Consider the following 17347-nt stretch of genomic DNA (forward strand, 5'->3'; position numbering starts at 1 on the left):
GGCCGAAGGAGCCGCCCTAGGGACGCCCGGCGCGTCGGGCGCGCCCGGTCGGACCGGGCTCCCAGCCGTGCAGGTCCAGTTCGCGGTCGTGCAGCGCACTGGGGTTCATCAGCACCGTCAGCCGGCTGCCGGCGAGTTGCTCGTAGCGGAGCCCGGTCGCGGACAGCAGTTGCTCGGTCGGAACGGACACGGCGATGGCGGGGCGCCAGGAGGGCAGCACCACCAGGCTGGTGCCCCGCCCGACCCGGATCGGCTCGGCCGAAACCCGGACCGGCGCGCGCTCCTCCGGCCGGCCGACGGCCTCGGGCTGGCCGGGGCTGCCGCCGATCAGGATGCCGAGCGGCGGTTCGGCCCGGGAGGCCTCGGCGTCGGGGGCGACCGCGGCGGCACCGGTCCCGGCCCCGTACGGCGCCTGATCCGCCACCCTCCCCGGCGCACCGGCGAGTTCACCCGCCCAGGTGACGGCGGACCGCGGTCCAGCCCCGGTGGGGCCGGTCGCGGCCGTCTCCCGTGCGGTCGCCTCCTGCCCGGTCGGGGCGGTCTGCGGGTGCATCCGGCGCAGTCGGCGCGAGGGTGACGGCCGCCGGGATCCCAGGGGCCGGAGCTCCTCGCGCGCCGTACGCGGTGCCGGTACGGACGGTCCGGCCACCGGCGGCGGCACGGTGGACGGCTGGAACCGGACGAAGCCGACGCCGGGGCTGTTCCCGGCTCCGTTCCCGCCTCCGGCCTCCGCAGCTACCCCGGGCAGCGCGGGCAGTTCGGGAAGCTCGGCTTCCTCGCCGAGCAGTTCCCGTACCTCCGCGACCGGCCGCCGGCACGCGTCCGCCAGCTCCGTGACCGAACGGCCCTGGGCACGTGCGGCGCGCAGCCGTTCGGCGAACGCTGCCCGCAAGCGCGCCGCGGTCGGACCGCCGTCCGCCGCCAGGCCTTCGGCCGCCCCAGCCGAGACCGCGTCCGTGCCCGAGCCCGCACCGGAGCCCGTACCCGGTTCCGCTGTGCCCGTCGTCCTGGCGAGCCCGCGGGTCTCCGCGTCGTCCTTGCTGCGCGGCTGTGGCACCGAGTCGTGGCGGGAGGCGCAGCCCTGGCGGATCACCCCGTCGGAGGGGCCGGGCACGGCCGGTCCGGCCTCGGCGGCGGTCGCGATCGAGCAGACCGGGCCGGGCACAGCCGTCGGCCCGGAGACGGCGGGCGGGGGCGAGGACCCGGCGTTGTCCCCGGGCGGGCCGGGCACGGAGGGGTCGGTCGGGGCGGGGTGGAGCGAGGTCATCGGCGGGCCCTTCGGGGGACGGTCCCGACGATCCTGCCGCACCGCGCGATCAGCTCCAAGCGTCGAACCCGGCGGTGAGCGCCGGACCACCGCCAAGGGCCCCCGCCATGGACCCCCGCCATGGACCCCCGCCATGGACCCCCGCCGGGGAACACCGCCGGGGAACACCGCCGCACCACCGGCGGCCACCGAGCGGCCGCCGGATCAACTCCCGGCGGCGACGAACCCCTTGAGGTCGGCGAGCACCGCGTTTGCCGCCATGACCCCGAGCCCGAGGAACCAGGTCTCGTCCGAAACCGGCCGGGCCTGACCGGACTTGACCGCACCGAGCGTCTTCCAGAGCGCGCCGCCCAGGACCGCGTCCTGGTTGGTCGAGCTGGGGCTGCCGTACACGCCGTAGAAGATCCAGTCGGCGTCGGCCTTGTCGATCTGCTCCGGGCTGACCTCCACTGCGAGTTCCCTGACCTGCTCGATCTTGGGCTGCGGCAGCGGCACGTCGGTGAGGATGGTGCCGATGAAGGAGAGTTCGGCGTAGAGCCGGGTCCGGCCCGGCATGAAGCGCAGCGGCGTGATGGCGGGCCGCTTGTCGCCGAGCCCGGCGCCGATCGCGGAGGCCGCGGCCTGGTACGCGTCCAACTGCGCCTTGGCCTCGGCCTCCAGGCCGAAGGTGCTCGCGTTGAGCAGGAAGTTCTGCTTCCACGGGTAGCCCGGGCGCAGCGAGAAGACGGTCGGCGCGATCTTGGACAGCTGCGCGTACTGGTCCTGGGCGCGCAGCTGGCTGCCGAGGATCAGGTCCGGCTTGAGCGCGGCGATCGCCTCCAGGTTGAGGCTGTTGGTGGTGCCGACGGCGGCCGGGTTGCCGGCCTTGTCCTTGAGGTAGGACGGCATGGACTTGGAGGCGTCGGTGTGGACGACGCCGACCGGCTGGATGCCGAGTGCGACGACGTTGTCGAGTTCGCCGGTGTCCAGCACCACGACCCGGGTGGGCTTGGCGGGGATGACGGTCTCGCCCATCGCGTGCTTGACCGTGCGCGGGTAGACGCCGGGGGCGGCGTCGGTGCCGAAGCCCTTCATCTTCTCGATCACGGTGGCGTAGTCGTCGCCGCCCTGTTTGACCGACTTCTGGTCGGGCGTGGAGCCGCCGCCGGCGGCCGACCCGCCGCTGCCGCCCGACCGGCCCGACCCACCCGAGTCGCCGGAGCTGCCGCAGGCGGTGAGCAGTCCGCCGAGGCCGAGCACCGCCCCGCCGGCGATCCCGGCGGTGAGGAACCTGCGGCGGCCGGTGGTGCGGGTGGCGAGGGCCAGGTCGTCGGGGGTGGGGGCCACGCGACGCTCCTTCGTGGGTCGGCGGATCAGCGTCCATCAAACTTAGGTGAGGCAAACCTATCTCGATGGCGCCGTGCCGGGGTATCTGGGACCCCTGCCTGACCGTGAGACCCCCACCGACGCCTGGCCCCGACTACGACAGCGGCGCGGAGGACTGACGTACGCTTGCCCGCATGAAGCGCTTCGTGGGCCTGAGCTGGTGGCCGTCCTAGGACGGCCACCAGCACTCGCCTGACCAGGGCCGTCCGGGATGGACGGCCCTGTCGCGTTTCCCCCGCTCCCCGCGGGAAAGGGCCCCTCGCCCCGGACGGCCGCGACCACCGCCGTACCGAGGAGGACCCTTGACCGCCGAGACCATCACCGCCGCTGCCCGTGCTGCTGCCGCCACCACTGCCCCTGCCGCCGCCGGTCCCGTCCGCATCGACGACCCGACCGCCCACCGCGTCCTCACCGGGGACCGCCCCACCGGCCCGCTCCACCTCGGCCACTACTTCGGCACCCTGCGCAACCGCGTCCTCCTGCAGGACCAGGGCGTCGAGATGTTCGTCGTGGTCGCCGACTACCAGGTCATCACCGACCGCGACATCGCCGACCGGCTGGCCGAACACACCGAGAGCCTCGTCCTCGACTACCTCGCGGCCGGCCTCGACCCCGAGCGGGCCACGATCTTCGCGCACAGCGCCGTCCCCGCCCTCAACCAGCTGCTGCTGCCCTTCCTCAGCCTGGTCAGCGTCGCCGAACTGAACCGCAACCCCACCGTCAAGGACGAGATCGCCCACTCCCGGCAGTCCTCCGTCAGCGGGCTGATGTTCACCTACCCCGTCCACCAGGCCGCCGACATCCTCTTCTGCAAGGCCGACCTCGTCCCGGTCGGCCAGGACCAGCTGCCCCACCTCGAAGTGGCCCGCACCGTCGCCCGCCGCTTCAACGAGCGCTACCCGCACGCCGACGGCAGTACCGTCTTCCCCCTCCCGCAGGCCCTGCTCTCGGAGGCCCCGATGCTGCTCGGCACCGACGGCGGCAAGATGAGCAAGAGCCGGGGCAACGCCATCCCCCTCGGCGCCACCGCGGACGAGACCGCCCGGATCATCCGCGGCGCCAGGACCGACACCGACCGGCACATCGGCTACGACCCGGTCGACCGCCCCGGGGTCTCCGGCCTCGTCCTGCTCGCCGCGCTCTGCCAGGACCGCGCCCCCGAGGCCGTCGCCGAGGAGATCGGTGACGGCGCCGCCGCGCTCAAGCGCACCGTCACCGAGTCCGTCAACGAGTACCTCCGCCCGATGCGCGCCCGCCGCACCGAACTCGCCGCCGACCGCGGCCACCTGCGGCGGGTCCTGCACGACGGCGCCGAGCGCGCCAACGCCGTCGCCGACGCCACCCTCGCCGAGGTACGGGAGGTGATGGGGGCGGTCTGAAGAGCCCCTGCCCCGCCGCACCCGCCGGCTTCCCCGCCGCCCCAGGCGGCCGTGGGACACCGACCCGCAGACATCGGCCGGTTGACGCGGGGGCATATCGTCACGGGCGGCCGCGAACACGCCGCGGCCGCCCGTGAACCCCTCCCCCCCCGCGCCCGAAAGGCGGCCCGGCCCATGGACCAGCACCCGACCACTCCCGGCCAGGGGCTGACCCGCCCGTCGCAGCTGCGCCCCGGCGACCACATCGTCGTCGTCGCCACCAGCGGCCCGATCGAACCCGAACGCCTCACCGCCGGCTGCGCGATCCTCCGCTCCTGGGGGCTGCGCGTCACGGTCGCGCCGCACGTCCTCGACACCCACCCCACCCTCGGCTACCTGGCCGGCACCGACGCCGACCGCGCCGCCGACCTCCAGTCCGCCTGGCTCGACCCCACCGTCGACGCCGTCATCTGCGCCCGCGGCGGCTACGGCGTGCACCGGATGGTCGACCTGCTCGACTGGACGGCCATGCGCGCCGCACGGCCCAAGCCCTTCATCGGCTTCAGCGACGTCAGCTCCCTGCACGAGGCCTTCGCCCGGCACCTCGGCCTCGCCACCTTGTACGGTCCGCTGGCCACCGGCGCCTCCTTCGTCTCCGACGGCCCCACCGCCGAGCACCTGCGCCGCACCCTCTTCGACCCCGCCGCCACCACCGTCCTCACCTCGCCCACGGCCGAACCGCTCGTCCCCGGCCGGGCCCGTGGCGTCACGGCCGGAGGCTGCGTCCACGTCCTCGCCGCCGAACGCGGCACACCCGCCGCCCGGCCCTCGTACGCGGGCAGCATCCTGGTGCTGGAGGACGTCAACGAGCACCCGTACCAACTGGACCGCCTCCTCACCCAGTTCCTGCGCTCCGGCGCCCTCGACGGCGTGGCCGGCATAGCCCTCGGCTCCTGGGAGGGCTGCGGACGGCCCGAGCGGGTCCGCGAGGTGATGCTCGACCGGCTCGGCGGACTCGGCGTACCGGTGCTCTGGGAACTGGGCTTCGGCCACTGCCCCTCCACCCTCACCGTCCCGCTGGGCCTCCCCGCCCTCCTCGACGCGGACGCCGGCACGCTCACCCTGGACCGTCCCGCCCTCGCCGAGCGGCCCCGCTGACCACTGGCCGAGCGGCTTCGCTGACCACTGCACCCCGGGCCCGGCTGGGGCGGGTCCGGGCGCCCGCCCGGTGAGTAGGGTGCGGCCATGAACGAGGACCGCCTTACCGCCCTTGCCCTCGGCTTCCTCCGCGGCCCGGGCAGCAACGCCCGTACGATCCTCGGACTTGCCGGCCCGCCCGGCGCCGGCAAGTCCACCCTGGCCCGCCACCTGGTGGCCCAGGTCGAGCGCATCGAAGGACCCGGCACCGCCGCCTACCTCCCGCTCGACGGCTTCCACCTCTCCGGCGCCCAGCTCCACCGCCTCGGCCTGACCCACCGCAAGGGAGCCCCGGCCACCTTTGACGCCCACGGCTACGTCGCCCTGCTGCGCCGCGTCACCGCCGACCGCTTCCAGGACATCTACGTCCCGGACTTCGACCGAACGCTGGACGAACCGGTCGCCGCCCGCCACGTGATCCGGCCCCACACCCGCCTCGTCATCACCGAGGGCAACTACCTCGCCTCCTCCGACACCCCGTGGCCGGAGGCCCGCCGCCTGCTGCGCGAACTCTGGTACGTGCACACCGACGACGCCGTCCGCGAGGAACGCCTGCTCGGCCGCCACCGCGACGGCGGCCGCGACGAGGCCACCGCCCGCCACTGGGTCACCGGCAACGACCACCCCAACGGCGAGTACGTGAAGCCCGGCCGCGCACTCTGCACCCGGACCGTCCCCGGGACCGGTTTGCCTCCGGCACCAGACAGGGGTAGTGTTCTCTAGTCGCTCGGCAGGGAGCACCGGACACGCATCGGCGCGGACGGTCCCGGGGCGGCCAATCCCTTGAAACACCACTTTCCGGCTCGGGCTGGGTCGCGTCTGCGTTTTACGCTCAGCGGCTCGGCGTTATTCGGCGTGTTCGTTTTATCGGATTGCGGCTGGATTCGCTTCTCGGAGCGGGGATCGGCTAGAGTTTGGAACGTCGGACGGGGCGTCAAACCCCGGAAGACACCGGCGAGTTGGATGAACGAAGCCCCGGAAACGGAGCGGAAATCATCTGATAAGCTGGGAACACGAATGAACGAAGCCCGGAGGGTCCGCTGGAAGGCGGTCCGAAGGAAGCGTCCGTTCCTTGAGAACTCAACAGCGTGCCAAAAGTCAACGCCAGATATGTTGACATCCCCGGCCTCAGGTTTCCTGGGGTTGGAGATTCCTTTTGAAATAACACTAGCGAGGACGCAGTGCGCGGGATCACCCTATTCCGGTGGTTGCCGTGCCGCTCAACGCGAGTGCCACCCGATTACGGGTAGACATTCACGGAGAGTTTGATCCTGGCTCAGGACGAACGCTGGCGGCGTGCTTAACACATGCAAGTCGAACGGTGAAGCCCTTCGGGGTGGATCAGTGGCGAACGGGTGAGTAACACGTGGGCAATCTGCCCTGCACTCTGGGACAAGCCCTGGAAACGGGGTCTAATACCGGATATGACCCGGGAGCGCATGCTCTCGGGTGGAAAGCTCCGGCGGTGCAGGATGAGCCCGCGGCCTATCAGCTTGTTGGTGGGGTAATGGCCTACCAAGGCGACGACGGGTAGCCGGCCTGAGAGGGCGACCGGCCACACTGGGACTGAGACACGGCCCAGACTCCTACGGGAGGCAGCAGTGGGGAATATTGCACAATGGGCGCAAGCCTGATGCAGCGACGCCGCGTGAGGGATGACGGCCTTCGGGTTGTAAACCTCTTTCAGCAGGGAAGAAGCGCAAGTGACGGTACCTGCAGAAGAAGCACCGGCTAACTACGTGCCAGCAGCCGCGGTAATACGTAGGGTGCGAGCGTTGTCCGGAATTATTGGGCGTAAAGAGCTCGTAGGCGGCCTGTCGCGTCGGATGTGAAAGCCCGGGGCTTAACCCCGGGTCTGCATTCGATACGGGCAGGCTAGAGTGTGGTAGGGGAGATCGGAATTCCTGGTGTAGCGGTGAAATGCGCAGATATCAGGAGGAACACCGGTGGCGAAGGCGGATCTCTGGGCCATTACTGACGCTGAGGAGCGAAAGCGTGGGGAGCGAACAGGATTAGATACCCTGGTAGTCCACGCCGTAAACGTTGGGAACTAGGTGTTGGCGACATTCCACGTCGTCGGTGCCGCAGCTAACGCATTAAGTTCCCCGCCTGGGGAGTACGGCCGCAAGGCTAAAACTCAAAGGAATTGACGGGGGCCCGCACAAGCAGCGGAGCATGTGGCTTAATTCGACGCAACGCGAAGAACCTTACCAAGGCTTGACATATGCCGGAAACACCTGGAGACAGGTGCCCCCTTGTGGTCGGTATACAGGTGGTGCATGGTTGTCGTCAGCTCGTGTCGTGAGATGTTGGGTTAAGTCCCGCAACGAGCGCAACCCTTGTTCTGTGTTGCCAGCATGCCTTTCGGGGTGATGGGGACTCACAGGAGACTGCCGGGGTCAACTCGGAGGAAGGTGGGGACGACGTCAAATCATCATGCCCCTTATGTCTTGGGCTGCACACGTGCTACAATGGTCGGTACAAAGGGCTGCGATGCCGTGAGGCGGAGCGAATCCCAAAAAGCCGGCCTCAGTTCGGATTGGGGTCTGCAACTCGACCCCATGAAGTTGGAGTTGCTAGTAATCGCAGATCAGCATGCTGCGGTGAATACGTTCCCGGGCCTTGTACACACCGCCCGTCACGTCACGAAAGTCGGTAACACCCGAAGCCGGTGGCCTAACCCGTAAGGGGAGGAGCCGTCGAAGGTGGGACCAGCGATTGGGACGAAGTCGTAACAAGGTAGCCGTACCGGAAGGTGCGGCTGGATCACCTCCTTTCTAAGGAGCACATAGCAGCTTCGGGCGAATGTCCCGGAGTGCTCGCTCATGGGTGGAACGTTGACTATTCGGCACACTTGGTTGGCATCCGTTAGTACTGCTTCGGCGTGGAAGGCGGGTTGTTGATCGGGTGTGTCGGGCACGTTGTTGGGTCCTGAGGGAACGGGTAACCGTTGTCTCAGTGGTTGCCGGTCCCATGCTTGTTCAGGTGGGTGACTGGTCGTTGTTTGAGAACTGCACAGTGGACGCGAGCATCTGTGGCCAAGTTTTTAAGGGCGCACGGTGGATGCCTTGGCACCAGGAACCGATGAAGGACGTGGGAGGCCACGATAGTCCCCGGGGAGCCGTCAACCAGGCTTTGATCCGGGGGTTTCCGAATGGGGAAACCCGGCAGTCGTCATGGGCTGTCACCCGCTGCTGAACACATAGGCAGTGTGGAGGGAACGCGGGGAAGTGAAACATCTCAGTACCCGCAGGAAGAGAAAACAACCGTGATTCCGGGAGTAGTGGCGAGCGAAACTGGATGAGGCTAAACCGTTTTGGTGTGAGACCCGGCAGGGGTTGCCATTGCGGGGTTGTGGGAATGAGCTTCAGTCGTCTGCCGGCGGCTGGGCGAGTCAGAAACCGTATGGGTAGTCGAAGGACATGCGAAAGGTCCGGCGTAGAGGGTAAGACCCCCGTAGACGAAATCTGTACGGCTTGCTTGCTCATCTCCCAAGTAGCACGGGGCCCGAGAAATCCCGTGTGAATCTGGCGGGACCACCCGCTAAGCCTAAATATTCCCTGGTGACCGATAGCGGATAGTACCGTGAGGGAATGGTGAAAAGTACCGCGGGAGCGGAGTGAAATAGTACCTGAAACCGTGTGCCTACAAGCCGTGGGAGCGTCGTTCATCAGCTTGCTGGTGGGCCGTGACTGCGTGCCTTTTGAAGAATGAGCCTGCGAGTTTGCGGTGTGTAGCGAGGTTAACCCGTGTGGGGTAGCCGTAGCGAAAGCGAGTCCGAATAGGGCGTCTGAGTTGCATGCCCAAGACCCGAAGCGGAGTGATCTAGCCATGGGCAGGTTGAAGCGCGGGTAAGACCGTGTGGAGGACCGAACCCACCAGGGTTGAAAACCTGGGGGATGACCTGTGGTTAGGGGTGAAAGGCCAATCAAACTCCGTGATAGCTGGTTCTCCCCGAAATGCATTTAGGTGCAGCGTCACGTGTTTCTTGCCGGAGGTAGAGCACTGGATAGGCGATGGGCCTTACCGGGTTACTGACCTTAGCCAAACTCCGAATGCCGGTAAGTGAGAGCGTGGCAGTGAGACTGTGGGGGATAAGCTCCATGGTCGAGAGGGAAACAGCCCAGAACACCGACTAAGGTCCCTAAGCGTGTGCTAAGTGGGAAAGGATGTGGAGTCGCAGAGACAACCAGGAGGTTGGCTTAGAAGCAGCCACCCTTGAAAGAGTGCGTAATAGCTCACTGGTCAAGTGATTCCGCGCCGACAATGTAGCGGGGCTCAAGCACATCACCGAAGTCGTGTCATTGCAGCATTGAGGGCCAACGCCTGCTGTGATGGGTAGGGGAGCGTCGTGTGCCGGGTGAAGCGGCGGTGGAAACCAGTCGTGGACGGTATACGAGTGAGAATGCAGGCATGAGTAGCGATACAAGAGTGGGAAACTCTTGCGCCGATTGACCAAGGGTTCCTGGGTCAAGCTGATCTGCCCAGGGTAAGTCGGGACCTAAGGCGAGGCCGACAGGCGTAGTCGATGGACAACGGGTTGATATTCCCGTACCCGCTTTGAAGCGCCAACGCTGAACCAGGTGATGCTAAGGCCGTGAAGCCGGCCCGGAGTCTTCGGACAATGGGACGTGGTGGAGCCGCCGATCCAAGTCTGTAGTAGGTGAGCGATGGGGTGACGCAGGAAGGTAGTCCAGCCCGGGCGGTGGTTGTCCCGGGGTAAGGGTGTAGGCCGTGAGGTAGGCAAATCCGCCTCACATTAAGGCTGAGACCTGATGCCGAGCCGATTGTGGTGAAGTGGATGATCCTATGCTGTCGAGAAAAGCCTCTAGCGAGTTTCATGGCGGCCCGTACCCCAAACCGACTCAGGTGGTCAGGTAGAGAATACCGAGGCGTTCGGGTGAACTATGGTTAAGGAACTCGGCAAAATGCCCCCGTAACTTCGGGAGAAGGGGGGCCATTCCTGGTGACGGGCCTTGCGCCTTGAGCTGGGGGTGGCCGCAGAGACCAGCGAGAAGCGACTGTTTACTAAAAACACAGGTCCGTGCGAAGCCGTAAGGCGATGTATACGGACTGACGCCTGCCCGGTGCTGGAACGTTAAGGGGACCGGTTAGCTCCATTTCGGTGGGGCGAAGCTGAGAACTTAAGCGCCAGTAAACGGCGGTGGTAACTATAACCATCCTAAGGTAGCGAAATTCCTTGTCGGGTAAGTTCCGACCTGCACGAATGGCGTAACGACTTCTCGACTGTCTCAACCATAGGCCCGGTGAAATTGCATTACGAGTAAAGATGCTCGTTTCGCGCAGCAGGACGGAAAGACCCCGGGACCTTTACTATAGCTTGATATTGGTGTTCGGTTCGGCTTGTGTAGGATAGGTGGGAGACTTTGAAGCGGCAACGCCAGTTGTTGTGGAGTCGTCGTTGAAATACCACTCTGGTCGTGCTGGATGTCTAACCTGGGTCCGTGATCCGGATCAGGGACAGTGTCTGGTGGGTAGTTTAACTGGGGCGGTTGCCTCCTAAAGGGTAACGGAGGCGCCCAAAGGTTCCCTCAGCCTGGTTGGCAATCAGGTGTTGAGTGTAAGTGCACAAGGGAGCTTGACTGTGAGACTGACGGGTCGAGCAGGTACGAAAGTAGGGACTAGTGATCCGGCGGTGGCTTGTGGAAGCGCCGTCGCTCAACGGATAAAAGGTACCCCGGGGATAACAGGCTGATCTTCCCCAAGAGTCCATATCGACGGGATGGTTTGGCACCTCGATGTCGGCTCGTCGCATCCTGGGGCTGGAGTAGGTCCCAAGGGTTGGGCTGTTCGCCCATTAAAGCGGTACGCGAGCTGGGTTTAGAACGTCGTGAGACAGTTCGGTCCCTATCCGCTGTGCGCGTAGGAGTGTTGAGAAGGGCTGTCCCTAGTACGAGAGGACCGGGACGGACGAACCTCTGGTGTGCCAGTTGTCCTGCCAAGGGCATGGCTGGTTGGCTACGTTCGGGAGGGATAACCGCTGAAAGCATCTAAGCGGGAAGCCTGCTTCGAGATGAGCACTCCCACCTCCTTGAGAGGGTAAGGCTCCCAGTAGACGACTGGGTTGATAGGCCGGATATGGAAGCCCTGTGAGGGGTGGAGTTGACCGGTACTAATAGGCCGAGGGCTTGTCCTCAGTTGCTCGCGTCCACTGTGTTGTTCTGAAACAACGACCGCCCTGCCGGCGGGTCGATAGTTTCATAGTGTTTCGGTGGTCATAGCGTGAGGGAAACGCCCGGTTACATTCCGAACCCGGAAGCTAAGCCTCACAGCGCCGATGGTACTGCAGGGGGGACCCTGTGGGAGAGTAGGACGCCGCCGAACAATTCTTCTGAAGAACCCCCATCCGGATCCCGGATGGGGGTTCTTCGTATTTCCGGACCTGAATGAACTGCTCAGGACTTGCGTCAGTGCCGGCCGGGATCAGTCGGCCCGGGTCAGTGGTGCTGCACCCCACTGCAGGTGGACCTAGGTCCACCTCGGAATTGGGGTGTCATGGCCAGTGTGGGGAGTGGAGGGTTCGTGAACACTGATGGAGAACGATCGGTTACCGGCGGCATCAGGAGTTTCCCGTGACAACAGCGAGTCGTGCGAGCGGCACGTCCGTACGTGCGCAGACCCAGGCGGCCTTCGCGGCCGGCGGTCAGGGGCTGGCGCGACTGGTCGTCCTGGTGGTGTCGGCGGTGCCGGGGTTCGTGCTGCCGGTGATGGCGGCGGTCATCTCGGGGGTGATCACGGCCCGGCTCCTGCAGCAGTCCGGGCCGGGGCTCCTCCTCGCCCTCCTCGTGGCGGCGGCCGTCGGTGCCGTGGTGGCCGCGGCCAACGTCCACCGGACTGCGAACCGTACGCGCGGGCAGCTGGCGCGCTGGTTCGGCGCACGGCTGCCGGCCAGCTACGAGCCGCAGCCAGGGCTGGAGTTGGACGGGCGTGGGCACTGGTGGACGGGGTACTCCTACCACCGCTCGCGGACGGTGGCGAAGTACGCGCAGCTGGCCCACTGGGGGCTGCGGGACCGGACCACCCGCGCCGAGCTGGCCTGGCTCGCGGTGACCCCGTTCCTGACGCTGGCCCTGGCCGGCCCGGTGCTGGGCCTGCTCGGGCTGGGCACCGCCTACGCCCTGTCGGGGCCGGTGCCGCCCAGCGAGGGCTTCGGTCCCTTGAGCGGGCAGATGGTGTCCGCCCTGCTGGGCGTCGCGTTCGGGGCCGCCATGATCGTCGCCGGGATACTCGTGGCACCGTTCGCGGTGCGCGCGTACGCGGAGGTGGCCCGCCGGGTGCTGGACCAGGACGGCCGGGCGACGCACGCCCAGCTGACCAGGCGGGTGGCCGAGTTGACCGAGACGCGGGCGGACGCGGCGGGCAACCAGGCGGCCGAGCTGCGGCGGATCGAGCGGGACCTGCACGACGGCGCCCAGGCGCGGCTGGTCGCGATCGGGATGACGCTGGGCACCATCGAGCACCTGCTGGACACCGACCAGGCCGCCGCGCGCGAGCTCCTCGCCGAGGCCCGGCAGTCGTCGGCCCGGGCCCTGCAGGAGCTGCGGGACCTGGTGCGCGGCATCCACCCGCCGGTGCTCGCCGAGCGCGGACTGGGCGACGCCGTCCGTGCGTTGGCGCTGGACTGCGCGCTCCCGACCGAGGTCGTCGTCAGCCTGCCGGACCGGCCGCCGGCGCCGGTGGAGGCCGCCGTGTACTTCAGCATCTGCGAGCTGCTGGCCAATGCGGCCAAGCACTCGGAGGCGGAGCAGGTGTGGGTGGACATCCTGTACCGCGCCGGCTTCCTGCGGGTCACGGTGACGGACGACGGCGTGGGCGTGGCGGACCCCTCGCGGGGGACCGGACTGCGCGGGATCGAGAAGCGATTGGGTACCTTCGACGGTGTCCTCGCCATCGACAGCACGTCGGGCGGTCCGACCACCATCACCTTGGAGTTGCCGTGCGAGTTGTCCTCGCCGAGGACCTCTACCTCCTTCGCGAAGGCCTGATCAGGCTGCTGGAAGCGCACGGCTTCACCATTGCCGCGGCGGTGGAGACCGGGCCCGAGCTGTTGGAGGCGCTGCTGACCCACCGACCGGACGTGGCCGTGGTCGACGTCCGGCTGCCTCCGACGCTCACCGACGAGGGCCTGCAGGCCGCGCTCAAGGCTCGCCGGGAGATCCGGGGCCTGCCGGTGCTGGTGCTCTCGCAGCACGTCCAGCAGCTGTACGCGCGGGAGTTGCTGGCCGACGGCACCGGCGGGATCGGCTACCTGCTGAAGGACCGGGTGTTCAACGCCGAGCAGTTCATCGACGCGGTCCGGCGGGTGGCGGCGGGCGGCACGGCGATGGACCCGGACGTGATCGCGAAGCTGATGCAGACCACCTCGCGCCGACCCGGCCCGCTGCTGCGCCTGTCCCCGCGCGAGCGCGAGGTGCTGGAGCTGATGGCCGAAGGCTGTTCCAACTCGGCGATCGCCGCCCGTCTGTCGGTGAGCGACGGTGCGGTCGCCAAGCACATCGCCAACATCTTCACCAAGCTCGAACTCGCCCCTGACGAGGACGCCAACCGCCGGGTGCTGGCCGTGCTGACCTACCTCAACGGCACGGCGGAGCAAAGCCGCTGACGGTCCGGCCGGACCGCGGGCCGGACCGCGGACCGGGCCGTCCTCACCGCGGCCGCCGCCGAGCCTCCGTGCGGCGCGCCGGTACCGTTCCACCCCAGGCTGCGGAAACGCTTAAACAGGTGTACGAGTAAACTCCGGTGGGCCGAGCCCGGAGGCTGCTCAGCCGTCCGGTGGCCCGACCAGCGGGACCCGGCAGTCGAGGCAGCGTACGGCCGCAGCCGACATCCAGGGGTTGATAGACGTAATGGCACGCCCAACGCTCACCAAGGCTCATCGCGGCCTGCTCGGCCTGGTCGCGGCCGGCGCCTGCATCATCTCGGGCATCGGTTTCGCGGGCTCGTACAACGCGGTGCGCGAGCTGGCCGAGAAGAAGGGGTTCGGCGCCTTCTCCTACGCCTTCCCGATAGGCGTCGACGCGGGCATCGTCGTACTCCTCGCGCTCGACCTGGTGCTGACCTGGCTGCGGATCCCCTTCCCGATGCTGCGCCAGACCGCCTGGCTGCTGACCGTCGCCACCATCGCCTTCAACGCGGCCGCCTCCTGGGGCGATCCGCTCGGCATGGGCATGCACGCCGTCATCCCGGTGCTCTTCGTCGTCGTGGTCGAGGCCTCGCGGCACGCGGTCGGCCGGATCGCGGCGATCACGGCGGACCGCCACATGGAGTCGGTCCGGGTGATGCGCTGGCTCCTCTCCCCGGTGCCGACCTTCCGGCTCTGGCGCAGGATGAAGCTCTGGGAGCTCCGCTCCTACGACGAGGTCATCCGGCTGGAGCAGAACCGCCTGGTCTACCGGGCCCAGCTGCGCTTCCGCTACGGCCGCGGCTGGCGCCGCTCGGCGCCGATCCAGGCGCTGCTGCCGCTCAAGCTCGCCAAGTTCGGCGTTCCGCTGGACCCGTCGCTGCTCGACCGGCTGGACGAGGAGGCCCGCGAGCGCGAGGCCGAGGAGACACTGACGGGCCGGCCGGACGCGCCGGAGTTCGGTATCCAGGCGGGCCGCACCGCCGCCATCGGCCCGGCCGCGGGCGCCCCGGCCGGTCAGCCTCAGCAGCAGGTGGTACCGACCCAGCAGGCCCAGGCCCAGGCCCAGGCCCAGGCCCAGGCCCAGGCCCAGGCCCAGGCCCAGGCCCAGGCCCAGGCCCAGGCCCAGGCCCAGGCCCAGGCCCAGGCCCAGGCCCAGGCCCAGGCCCAGGCCCAGGCCCAGGCCCAGGCCCAGGCCCAGGCCCAGGCCCAGGCCCAGGCCCAGGCCCAGGCCCAGGCCCAGGCCCAGGCTCAAGCTCCGGCCGGACCGGTCCAGCCCGGGCCCGTCCAGGCCGCAGCTCAGGCGCCGGACCCGGCTCAGGCCGCTGCCGCGACCACCCCCGCTCCCGTTACCCCCGCCGTCGCGCCGCTGCCCGCCGAGGTCGCTGCGCCGATGCTGGCCAAGCTGGCCGCCGTCCGGCTGCGTGCCGCGCATGAGCCGGAGGACGAGGCGGTCGTGGCCGCGCAGCCGCGCGGGGAGGAACTGAACGTCTGGACCGAGCGCCCGGTCCGCACCACCGGCCACCCGACCGATGCCGCCCCTGGTGGCCGGGTGCCCGGCCAGGCCTCGCCCTGGTTCAAGCCGCCGCGCCCGGTGGCCGACGAGCCCGCTGCCGGACCGGCCCCCGCCGGCGCGCCCCAGCCGCAGGCCCAGCACCCGGTGCCGCAGCCTCCTGCGTCCCAGCCCCCGGCCGCGCCGCAGCACTCGCAGCCGCCCGTCGAACCGCAGCACCAGCAGCACCAGCAGCCCCGCGAGGCCCGGCCGTCGGAGCAGTCGGCCCAGCCGTCCCGCTCCGAGGCGCCGGTTCCGGCCGAGGAGCCCGTCCAAGCCGAGCAGCCCGCACCCCTCCCGGCTCCCGCGCGCCTCGACCCGGACCTGGCCTACGAGGCCCTGGTCTCGTACATCGACGGCCACGGTCACCAGCCCGACCCGCAGCGCCTCGCCGACTGGCTGACCAGGGAGTACGGCGTCACCGGCAAGGGCCACGACGGCTCGGTCCACCCGAAGGAGGTCGCCGAGCTCTTCCCGGAGCTGCGCGACCGCTACATCGCCGCCGGGAGGGACTGACCGGGCCGGCCGCCGTCCAGCGCTCGGTCGGTCATTGACGCCCGACCGTGCCGGAGCTACCTTCGCCTCAACAAATTGTTGAATCGCCGGTTCGGCACGGAGGAGTGCGGATGTCTCAGGTCGAGGTCGACGGAAACGGGCCGGCGGACGGGGCGTCCTTCTCCACCGCCGCCCGCGCCGCGGTGGAGGCGCTGCTCGCCCCGGTCGACGCCGACCTGGCGCGCCGCTACCCGGGCGACTCCGGGACCAGGCAGCCGGTGCACACCGTCTACGTCCCGGCCGACGCCTTCGCCGCCGACACCGTACGGGAATGGGGCCGCCAGGCCCTGACGGCCTTCGACACCCACGCCGGCACGCCGGCCGAGCTGGCCCGCGCCCTCGGCATCGCCGACGACGACCTGCTCGCCGACGTGCACGCCCGGGTCCGCGCCAAGCTGGAGCGCGAGCCGGTCGAGGACCTGCGGATCGACTTCGAGGACGGCTACGGCCCCCGCCCCGACGCCGAGGAGGACGCCGCCGCCGTCCGCGCGGCCGAGCTGATCACCGCCGCCGTGGCCGAGGGCAGCGCCCCGCCGTACGTCGGCATCCGGATCAAGTGCATGGAGGCGCCGGTCCGGGCCCGCGGCATCCGCACCCTGGAGCTGTTCCTCGCCACCCTGCTGGCCGGCGGCGGCCTTCCGGAGGGCCTGGTCCTCACCCTGCCCAAGGTGACCTACGCCGAGCAGGTCACCGCGCTGGTCCGACTGCTGGCGGACTTCGAGCGCCGGGCCGGGCTGCCCGCCGGCCGGATCGGCTTCGAGATCCAGATCGAGACCACCCAGGCCATCCTCGGCCCGGACGGCCGGGCCACCGTGGCCCGGATGATCGAGGCCTCCGAGGGCCGCGCCACCGGCCTCCACTACGGCACCTTCGACTACAGCGCCTCCTGCGGGGTCAGTGCGGCGTACCAGAGCATGGACCACCCGGCCGCCGACCACGCGAAGGCCGTTATGCAGGTGGCCGCGGCCGGCACCGGGGTCCGGCTCTCCGACGGTTCCACCAACGTCATCCCGACCGGCTCCACCGAGCAGGTGCACGCCGCCTGGAAGCTCCACCACGACCTGGTCCGCCGCTCCCTGGCCCGCGCCTACTACCAAGGCTGGGACATGCACCCGGCGCACCTGCCGACCCGCTACGTCGCCGTCTACTCCTTCTACCGCGAGGGCCTGGCAGCCGCCGCCGCCCGGCTGGCCGCCTACGTCGCCAAGGCGGGCGGCGACGTGATGGACGAGCCGGCCACCGCCCGGGCCCTCAGCGGCTACCTGCTGCGCGGCCTGGACTGCGGCGCCGTCGACCTCACCGAGGTCACCGCGCTGACCGGCCTGGACCGCGAGCGGCTGGACACCCTGGCCGGCCGCTGACCCCTCCACCTGCGGGCTCCTGCTGCCCCCGGTCGGCCCGCCGATCCCCGC

At 69.0% G+C, this 17347-nt stretch carries 9 protein-coding genes and 3 rRNA genes; 10 read left to right on the plus strand and 2 right to left on the minus strand.

Annotated elements, in window-relative coordinates:
• Positions 1–16: 16 nt before the first annotated feature.
• Together BX285_RS11130 and BX285_RS11135 are read right to left on the minus strand one after the other, a co-directional pair.
• A complete protein-coding gene (locus tag BX285_RS11130) occupies positions 17–1267 on the minus strand; it encodes a hypothetical protein (protein ID WP_121175034.1) in 1251 nt (416 codons plus the stop codon).
• Between the two features lie 204 nt (positions 1268–1471).
• Positions 1472–2593: an ABC transporter substrate-binding protein gene (locus tag BX285_RS11135; RefSeq protein WP_257032776.1), complete on the minus strand. Its 1122-nt coding sequence runs from the start codon at positions 2591–2593 to the stop codon at positions 1472–1474.
• A 341-nt stretch (positions 2594–2934) separates the two neighbouring features.
• On the opposite strand from BX285_RS11135, the gene trpS reads away from it, so the two are divergent.
• The 10 genes from trpS to BX285_RS11195 all read left to right on the plus strand — a co-directional run bounded on the left by trpS (position 2935) and on the right by BX285_RS11195 (position 17296).
• Entirely contained in the window at positions 2935–4011 is a 1077-nt protein-coding gene (trpS, locus tag BX285_RS11140; RefSeq protein WP_121175035.1) for a tryptophan--tRNA ligase, read from the plus strand.
• A gap of 174 nt (positions 4012–4185) precedes the next feature.
• The gene (locus tag BX285_RS11145; RefSeq protein WP_097237828.1) at positions 4186–5148 is read left to right on the plus strand and encodes an LD-carboxypeptidase; all 963 of its coding nucleotides are present in this window, start codon (positions 4186–4188) and stop codon (positions 5146–5148) included.
• Between the two features lie 87 nt (positions 5149–5235).
• Positions 5236–5910: a nucleoside/nucleotide kinase family protein gene (locus BX285_RS11150; protein ID WP_097237829.1), complete on the plus strand. Its 675-nt coding sequence runs from the start codon at positions 5236–5238 to the stop codon at positions 5908–5910.
• Between the two features lie 530 nt (positions 5911–6440).
• A 16S ribosomal RNA gene (locus BX285_RS11160) occupies positions 6441–7964 on the plus strand.
• A gap of 259 nt (positions 7965–8223) precedes the next feature.
• Positions 8224–11344 (plus strand): 23S ribosomal RNA (locus BX285_RS11165).
• A gap of 71 nt (positions 11345–11415) precedes the next feature.
• Positions 11416–11532, plus strand: a 5S ribosomal RNA gene (gene rrf, locus BX285_RS11170).
• Together the 16S, 23S and 5S rRNA genes form the textbook arrangement of a ribosomal RNA operon.
• A 248-nt stretch (positions 11533–11780) precedes the next feature.
• Complete coding sequence (locus BX285_RS11175) at positions 11781–13193, plus strand: sensor histidine kinase (RefSeq protein WP_259470499.1); 1413 nt, start codon at positions 11781–11783, stop codon at positions 13191–13193.
• A complete protein-coding gene (locus BX285_RS11180; protein ID WP_097237830.1) occupies positions 13145–13810 on the plus strand; it encodes a response regulator transcription factor in 666 nt (221 codons plus the stop codon). Before BX285_RS11175 ends, BX285_RS11180 begins: the two co-directional genes overlap by 49 nt.
• Positions 13811–14054: 244 nt before the next feature.
• Positions 14055–15896 (plus strand): DUF2637 domain-containing protein, encoded by a 1842-nt coding sequence (locus BX285_RS39185; RefSeq protein WP_310794197.1) that lies wholly within the window; start codon positions 14055–14057, stop codon positions 15894–15896.
• Between the two features lie 110 nt (positions 15897–16006).
• Positions 16007–17296, plus strand: a complete 1290-nt coding sequence (locus tag BX285_RS11195; protein ID WP_121175037.1) for a DUF6986 family protein — start codon at positions 16007–16009, stop codon at positions 17294–17296.
• The last annotated feature ends 51 nt before the right edge of the window (positions 17297–17347 follow it).

The sequence above is a fragment of the Streptomyces sp. 1114.5 genome, assembly GCF_003635085.1.
Lineage (GTDB): Bacteria > Actinomycetota > Actinomycetes > Streptomycetales > Streptomycetaceae > Kitasatospora.